General features: G+C 34.2%; 6 protein-coding genes. All 6 read right to left on the bottom strand.

Features of this window, described 5'->3' with window-relative positions; genetic code table 11:
• Positions 1 to 537 precede the first annotated feature (537 nt).
• The 6 genes from L691_RS0123985 to L691_RS0123965 all read right to left on the bottom strand — a co-directional run bounded on the left by L691_RS0123985 (position 538) and on the right by L691_RS0123965 (position 7,753).
• Entirely contained in the window at positions 538 to 1,257 is a 720-nt protein-coding gene (locus L691_RS0123985) for a hypothetical protein (protein WP_025692799.1), read from the bottom strand.
• A 122-nt stretch (positions 1,258 to 1,379) separates the two neighbouring features.
• Complete coding sequence (locus tag L691_RS33155; protein ID WP_198023104.1) at positions 1,380 to 2,519, bottom strand: UvrD-helicase domain-containing protein; 1,140 nt, start codon at positions 2,517 to 2,519, stop codon at positions 1,380 to 1,382.
• A 5-nt stretch (positions 2,520 to 2,524) separates the two neighbouring features.
• Positions 2,525 to 3,169, bottom strand: coding sequence for a UvrD-helicase domain-containing protein (locus L691_RS33150; RefSeq protein WP_198023103.1), 645 nt, complete (start codon positions 3,167 to 3,169; stop codon positions 2,525 to 2,527).
• Positions 3,154 to 5,205 carry an ATP-dependent nuclease gene (locus L691_RS0123975; RefSeq protein ID WP_025692798.1) on the bottom strand — a complete coding sequence of 684 codons (2,052 nt, stop codon included), beginning with the start codon at positions 5,203 to 5,205 and terminating at the stop codon, positions 3,154 to 3,156. The genes L691_RS33150 and L691_RS0123975 overlap by 16 nt, the downstream gene beginning before the upstream one ends.
• A 68-nt stretch (positions 5,206 to 5,273) precedes the next feature.
• Positions 5,274 to 6,389, bottom strand: coding sequence for a hypothetical protein (locus tag L691_RS29990; RefSeq protein ID WP_084654433.1), 1,116 nt, complete (start codon positions 6,387 to 6,389; stop codon positions 5,274 to 5,276).
• A 26-nt stretch (positions 6,390 to 6,415) separates the two neighbouring features.
• Entirely contained in the window at positions 6,416 to 7,753 is a 1,338-nt protein-coding gene (locus tag L691_RS0123965) for a competence protein CoiA family protein (protein ID WP_025692797.1), read from the bottom strand.
• Positions 7,754 to 8,677: the final 924 nt, after the last annotated feature.

The following is an 8,677-nucleotide window of genomic DNA, read 5'->3' as shown; positions in this document are numbered from 1 at the left end:
ATCTGATGGCGCCGCGTTAGCGGCATGGGCGTCTAAAAGTAAAATTTATTGAACAATCAATAAAGAACTTACTAAAATCAAAGTACACGTCAGTATATAAATCACTGTATGCTTCTCGCGCAGGTTCATCATTAGGAATACCAGCGAGAACAATATTCCTGAAGTATTCTTTGTCCAACTTCTTACTAATAAGAATCGGATATCCATTAGTTATTCCGATAATGTTATAACCCTTGCGTTTTGTAGCAAAAGCATTGCATTTAATTTCATTATTGATGTAGAAACAGTAATTCTTGATGTTATAAATATTTGCATAGCTTTCATACAAATTTATAAACGAACTTTCAAAATAAGAATACATCTGTAATGTATCTTCTTCAATATCTAAATCTCGATAATCAAAGACGTCATTTATTACATTGTATTTTACCAATATTTCTTTTTTTACAGAATACATAATTCCTCGCTTTCATAATACGACACAAAGGAATACTTTAATCTGCTGACAACTGTCAGCTAAGTATCTAAAGAAATCGTTTAAAATATATTTTTCTCTAATAAAGACTGCCATGCCTTTTCATGTGTTAAAGGCGTTTTTAATGATACATATACTTGGGAAGATTCCTCTAAAAATAATATCTTTAATTCTTCTGTATTTATACAAACCCGTTTTTCCTTTAAAAGAACAATACGCTTTATGATACCTGGAGCTATAAACGCATTGGTTTCCCGCGGATCGAAAGCTCTCTCATCAAGATTTGGCTTTCCATTAAAAAAAGCGGCATTATTCGGTCCATTTAGGTCTAGATATAGGACATTTAAATACGTTCGAAGAGACTGATCAAACTCCTTCAATTTATAAAGATGTTCTGCCATTTGATGTATAATATTACGGTATAATCCCCACTGATTGTTATTAGCATGTTCAATTTGTTCATCTAGTAGCAAATGCCACTCAATATCACTATCACTTGGTTCTCTTCCCCATAATTTATTTAAAGATTTTTTCATAATTTCGTACTTTTGAATTCTCCTCTGCATATCATCATACGTTCCATTTCCTTTTGCCCATGCAATATCAATATTCTCAGCTTGTTGTTCGGTAACTGCCACGGATATCCTATCTTGTTCGTTTTTGAAAGGAAGAGTACGAACATAAACATTTTGATGACATACAGGGCAAGTTCTTTTATGAGACAAAGGTTTCTCAAAGTTACTCTGGCAGTATGGGCATTTTGCATCGTCTAGTAACGTCATTCCCGCTCCTACAGTGGGCGCAATCGAATTTTTTAATGAATCAAGATTCTTAACTGACCGGTCAGTGCTCATGCGATCATCTCACTTCATTAAAATTTTGTGCAGATTAGAAACAAGAATTATCATACTGGTTCTATCTTAAATATTTTCTTTAACTTATTTATAAAATCATCTTCTTTTAATTCTGGAACATTAATAAAAAGCCGTTCCCTTGCCCTACTCAAAGCTACGTAGCATATTCTGTGTTCCTCATTTTTCCTCAAGTCCGGATTAAGAAAGACTTCTAGTTCATCTGAGGAATCAAAAACAATAAGCACATTATCAAATTCGTCTCCTTTTGACTTATGAATAGTCTTATGATTACTAAAATCTTCGGTTATATTTACACAAAGAGCTAACTGTTCATAAGTATTAGTTTCATAAAACGTTGCAGCTACGCCTTTTCCTAACTTTGATATCTCTGATTTAACATTATTTTTTACTAATAGGTAAAAATCATATAGAGGTTTATTCCTGTAGTCATCGTACTTTTCCAGCAATAGATAAAGTGACTTTATCGCTGTCTTCCTTCTTTTATCTGCATCAATAATGTCTCTTTCCAAACTTTCTATTTCTTTAATTGCCTTTTTTATATCCCCTTCCCGGGCGTACTCTACGGCTTTCAAACAACTAGCAATTACCTTACTTCTGTATTTGTTATTGCTAGACGATTTATCTACATCTAAAAGTTCTTCAAGTAGCTTATCATTCATAGTTTGTCCATTAAAATCTCTTCTCATTGCATTAGAGGTCGGATTATCACGTGATAATGAGCAAATTTCTTCAGCATTATTGCAATACTTCTTTGCCCAAGTTAACGCAGCCATCCGTTCACCAACTAAGAGTTTAGGAATATCCCCTTGAATGTTTCTAATTTTTTGTTGTACTATATCTTTTCGAATTGCATTTAATAAATCAATGATAGAGTTTGTGCTTCTTCGGTTATCTTCCATCACGTATTCCTTTAAAGCAGGTAATTTAAAGGAGGAGAACTGGCCGGGATCTGCGCCTTGAAAACTGAATATGGATTGAGCCTCGTCGCCAATAATTCCAACAATTGTTTCCTGTGCACCTATTAGTTTTAAAATTTCAACTTGTAATGGATGTGTATCTTGAAACTCATCAATATACAAATATGGGAATTTAGCCCGCAATACTTTTAATATAAATGGGTACTTTTTTAATAGCTGATAGCTAAAAAAAAGCACATCATTATGATCCATAATTCCTATCGACCAATAAAGTTTTTATAAGCCAGTAAATCGGAACTGAGCACCCCTAAACATGCGCTAGTTAGACCTCTACCTTTCCCTTTTTTATCCTTTCTATACGTCTTCCTATTATCCCCAGAAATTAAGATATCTCCATGCTCATCCAGACTATACTTCAGATGCTCTAGCCATTGTATAAGACTGGCTTTATTTTCTTCGAGTTTAAGCAATTGATTAACTGTATATGGGTGTACTAACTGATCTGCATTAGGGTGATTTTCAATCCAATACTTTACTTTTTTAAAATGAACAACCGTATCTTGATGCCCATCCATTTCTTTGACATTTAGTTCATATTCTTTATCGAGATAAGAAGCATACGGCTTTAGTATATGTTTATACAAAAAACTATGTAAAGTCGCAACTTCTACTTGATTAATATTAGTCCCCAATCGATTTAGAATTGTTTCTACTGCAATATTGGTGTAGGTAATACAGGCAATTTTCCGTGTTTTCTTAAGTCTTTGAGTGTGATTCAGGACATTTTTCATGTGTTTTACGAGCCAATATGTTTTCCCGGCACCAGGACCGGCGGCTACACGAAAGTGATTCTCGATAGGGATTAGCGTATCAGAATCTATTTTTATCATCGGAGTACCCATGTTATTGCTTCCTTAATATAACTTGGAACAATGAATTCTTGATATCCTTCTTTCCCTTTTCTATTAATATTGTCTGTAAGTATGTACGCCAGTTCCAATGCGTTTTCCCCTTTTCCAACAGAATTCAAATAACGAGAGGCTATAAGGGCTCTTTTCTTTTCATCCTTGGTCCATGTAGTATTTAAGGCTATACTTTGCAGAATTCTTTCATTTTCCTTACTACCTCTAAGGAGACTTTCGAATTCCGATAACTCCGCGTCTTTTTTGAATAATCTCATCAATTTCTTTAATTCTTCCTGATTTTTCATGGAATCAGTAATAAGTAATTCAAACGATGGATTGTGCAAGATTAGATCATATTCAAATGTTCTTCCTTCTTTTTCATCCTGACTGAAGAGTGCAATGTTAGGGTGGGCATTTGCTGGATATAAGTTAAATGAAGGATTGTGCTTATAGTCATATGTATCTTTTTGCACATCATATTCAAACGGATAACATTTACTATAACTCGCTCCTTTTTCTTTCTTCTTTCTCTCAGGATCCCTATCTGTGATGCATGCTATCTTCTTGATTACGCTATATGGATTGGTCGGGCTAAATAAATATAAAAAATGATCAAAGAACCTTCCGCCAACGTTTACAATTGCTACATGATTTTCTTCTAATGAAAATCCTTCATATCTTGCCAAGGTAGATAATAATAGCTGCTCAGCTAATCCCTCGACTAAAATCACTTTCTGGGCAAATAACATATCTGATTTGGTGGCATCAAGAAATCTTTGTACATACTTTTTGCTTTTCTCATTGTTTTGAAATACCTTTCCTGGATAACCCACACTTGTCTCGCCATTCTCATTATGCAGACAAATCATTTCATCTAAAGATACAGAGGATGTAATATGGGTTGAATGCGTGGTTACGAATATCTGTCTAACCTTTTTCTCTTCTTTATTTTTTAATAAGAATTTTAGAAACTGATGTTGCATAGCTGGATGCAAGTGCGCTTCAGGTTCTTCGATTGCCAAAACTGGAAAGACTTTTGCGTTACTCCCCAAATAATCCCCATCTGAACTCACTTGCATTTTAGATAATAACAGTGACATAAAGATCAGGTTATTATAGCCCAGTCCGTTATGTGTTGCTGGGATCTTGATTCCGGTTTCATACTCAACTATTAATTTCAAGGCTGAAAACATTTCAACATCAGTAATGCTTCCATCAAAACTTGGATTCGCTTTATTAAAGCCAGCACCAGTGTCTTTGGCATAAGATAAAATATGTCCTTTGCCTAGTTCCATTCTCTTTATAAGATTCAAGAGTAACGAATCTGCTCCATCAGAAAAAGCTTGTTTTTTGAGCCTGATTTTCTCTACTTTTTGCTCCTCTGTTATGGTTCGGTCCGACTTTATATCGTAGTCCATATAGAAGTCTAGTACATCTCGTAGAAGCGTATTCCGACCTGAGAGCATATCTCTTTCAACATCTCGAATTGCGTCTAGAAATTGAAAATCAAATTTTTGCAATGATTCATTTTCTGCCATGTTCTGACTGGTTACGTTGCCTCCCCAGATCTTATGTACGTATAATCTCAAAAAATCCTGCTGAATAATCTTCCATGCCTTCTCTTTGTCCATGACATCGCTCAGAGTTCTTACATATTTTTCATTGTCTTTCTCAGGAAGATGAAATTCGTATGTCAATAATGCCTCATAGGGTTCTTCAAGCTTGGTTAACCAGTTTGCTACGGTAGCCAAATCATCAGAACTTAAATCTTCGTTTTCGCTTTGTTTAATGGTTATACCGATACGTATTTTGGGTGGATTTGCTTTCAATTCCTCAAGAGAAGTGCTCTTATTAAAATCGTGAATATCCAATCTCTTTTTTCCATTTGAGTTTAAGACTAAAGCTAAAGCACTAACAAGGTTGGTCTTCCCCGCATTATTGTGACCAATGATCACATTAACACCGTCATTAAACGTGATTTCCCTGTTTCTGAAATTTCTATATTTTTCAATTTCAACTTTATAAATATACATATATGCCTCCACTGATACTTTATAATTGCTCGGTAATTTTTTGGATAGACCGTAATGCGTTTTACTATTTAGTAAAAGCTCCCCTTACTTTTCAATCGATTCAATATCATTTCCATATTACTCATACTCTTTAAGTTAGTAATATTAAAGTAATCAGAGAAAATAGCACTCAAGGGTTTCACATAGTGAAATACAATCTTATCTACCATTAGACTGATATAATTCCCATTTCCCCATGTCTTCTGTTCTAGAAAATCATAAAAGTTAACTCTAGTAATACTATAATGAAGCATATTTCTTAGTGTTCTACATTCCTCTGAAATACTCGTTTCATAAGCATCCATAATAATCACTAATTCACTTTTGTATTTATTATTCACCTCTAAAAAATATTCTGGAAGATACTTTTGAATATTTTTTAGATTATCCATTACTTGGTCTATTTTCATTGATATTAGTCTTAACAAGATATATCCTTCGTTATTGAGGTCAAGTGCGTTTTCAACCGAAATGATATCCTTGAGCCAAATACAGGTTACTAATTCCTGCTGTATTAATAGTAACCTTGTAATAAGGCTATCCCTCTTTCTTTCACCCGTGAACAGCGATGTGTGGTGAATATCTTTTTCACTATATCTCCGGTCGTCCACTACAACGATTGATTCTGGAATCGTAAAGGGAAGCCTTCCCTGTGAAAGACTCGATATCTGTTGAAGGAATTGAATACCTATTTCTCCTACATTTCGAAAAAAAGAAAATATGGAATTGCCGATGTCATCACTCTTGAATATTGTCGTATCATAAAAAAGGTATGTAGGATAAATCGTACTCCCCTTGAGATCTCCATCCTTCAAATAAAAACCTAAATTATTAATATCGTTACCGTACTTTTCTATATGGTAATCTAAAATTTCTTCATGCATCTTCTGATTATTTCCACTACTCAATTTTACTTTATGTCTAATTTTTTTGATTTCCGGATTCAAATCATAAGAAGAGTTAAATATGTCTTTATTAATTTGATAGAGAACCAAGCAAATATCTCTTCCTAGGGAATGCACTGGGACTGCTGAATACTTCTTATTCCCTTGAGATCGCATAAGCGAGATTATTCCTAATAAGTCATAATAAGCAGTGCGCAAAGCTGAGTACTCATTCGACTTTCCCTCCATTTCATTATGCATATGCCTCTGGCACCTCGTTCCATCTCTTATAGAAGTGCAAAATTAATAAGTATTTCCCTAAGCTTTCTATCCCAATAATTAGGATTGGTTATGGGACCTATCATTGCTCTTGCTAAACTTCTGACTTCCTCCATCTCATCCTTACTTTTATAAATTTTACTGCCTTTATAATAATCATAGAGTACAGAAGCCTCATCAACATCTATTGTTTGTTCCTGTAATTTTGCAAATAATTCGCTTAGTGTTGTATCAGTTGGTGGTTTAAATTGGGGGAGGTGATGATTGGAATGCGAAGCATTCCCAGGTAAATCTGACTTCACCTTACTTAGGAATTCCATTTTATTATTTTTTGCATTTAGTTCTTCTTGCTTAAATTCAATCTCCTTTTCTTCTTTAAAATTCTTGTAGGCAGCAATGATTTCTATTTCTTTCTTCGTCCGTTGTGTCTCTTCGTTCTCCACAAACCATTTAAATTGAGTTTTAGCAGAGTTTAACGAGGCAGCTTTTTCTAATGAGATTTCTGTCCTAAATATGTTTAATCCCCACTTTGAATCGAGTTTCACAAGACGTTGAATGACGGCTGTACCTTCTGAAGGGTCGACATAAAGAAGGCTCCGTACTTCAAATGCAAACTTTTCTTGAGGGGTTTGAGTAAAACGAAATAAGTAATTCAATGTAAAATCCTCATCTGTTTTTGAGATTAAATTTGCAATCCATACTTCCCAAAATTGATCTTGCTCTCCCTGCAATACCATCTGATTCTCAGCAGGATAGAGTGAGACGGCCTTAATACTTGGGTGCTCAGACGATAACCACGTTTTATCTATAAAAAAGAAATATTTAAATCCTTCATTTTCATATACTTCTTTTCTCTTCTTAATAAACGAATTGTAAGCTTCAACTTGTTTCTTCCCTGTTATGTAATCCACAACCCATACATCACCGTTAGGAAAATAAATTAGTAAATCGGGAATGATCTTTAGTGACTTCCGATAACTGTAACCTTCTTTAATTTCTACGCTATGTATTTTTAACTGACCTTCTAAATATGTTCTAATTATTGTTTTTCCTAAGCGGTGAGGCTGTTCGTTTTCTTCTTCTTTAATTTGCTTGGTATATCGTCCATAGTTTTCTGAACTGGGGCAGCCTTCACCAAAATGCTTGAAGTGAAATTTATCTTGTCTCAGAACCATACTGACCGGCTTCTTACAACAGAGGCATGTAAAGGCCTTCTTATCTGAATGTACTCGAAATTTTGATTCCAATGTCTTGACAATTTGACTGTACACGACATTTTGATCTTCAAGTACTCGTCTTTCTTCTTCCAAGTAAATTTGATCATTTAAAAGATAAGCGACTTCCATATACCACACCCCTTTCTACATATTTTAACAGTCTCACAAAATAAATACTGTGTAATTATGATTACATTTTTTTAGAGAAACAACTAGATTACAAAACTATTAAAAACTTAATGTTAGCTTTCAAACAAAAAGCGCGCATCCCAAAACTCTGGAATACGCACCAGTAATTTTTTTTATTATTGGTAATTAAAGATAATCTCATGGTCCTTAAGGTCAGATAATCTATTTAAAAGATACTTTTCGTAATATAGAAAGAGCACGTGTCAACCTTAACTTCATGCTCTTCTTCTAAACGATCTTTCATCATGGAAGTATTATGGATTAAACTGACTGCTGCTCTACTTGCAAGTGCCCTATAAATAAAGCGTAGAATTAATTGAATTTTTTTATTGTTAGCTTCACCTGCCGCCAAGCATTTGAAAATGAAATTATTTCCCCCTTTACATATGTGAAAAACAGAAACATCATTACAGTAAAAATTGTGTACCCGTACATTTTAAAATACTTGTGAACTATCACCGTAAGACCTACGTAGACCATCATTATGACAGTACGTCGAATAAACTCCTCCATCTTCTCATCCATTAAAAATCGCTCCTTCAAACACATAGATTCCGAATAAAAAAAGCACTTCAATGTGGCATATTCTATGCCTACACTGAAGTGCTTCTCCAATTGATATATTCGGTTATTATTATAATAGTCAAAAATATCATAGCTGTCTACTATTATAATATTGGATCTCCAGGATCTAAATGCTGTTTATCTGTCTCGTTTTAATGTTACAAGCAATCTCAACCAAAACTAAAAACAGTCTCTATTTACATTTAACCAACAACACGGATGTGAGTAACAGTTATAACTGAGACTAAAGTAGGGCTTGCCCTCTTTTTTTTCTACGACTGCTCGTTTCACTAACCTAGG

The sequence above is a fragment of the Paenibacillus zanthoxyli JH29 genome (assembly GCF_000520715.1).
GTDB classification, from domain to species: Bacteria; Bacillota; Bacilli; order Paenibacillales; family Paenibacillaceae; genus Paenibacillus_AQ; species Paenibacillus_AQ zanthoxyli.
This window is presented reverse-complemented; position numbering and strand designations above follow the sequence as displayed.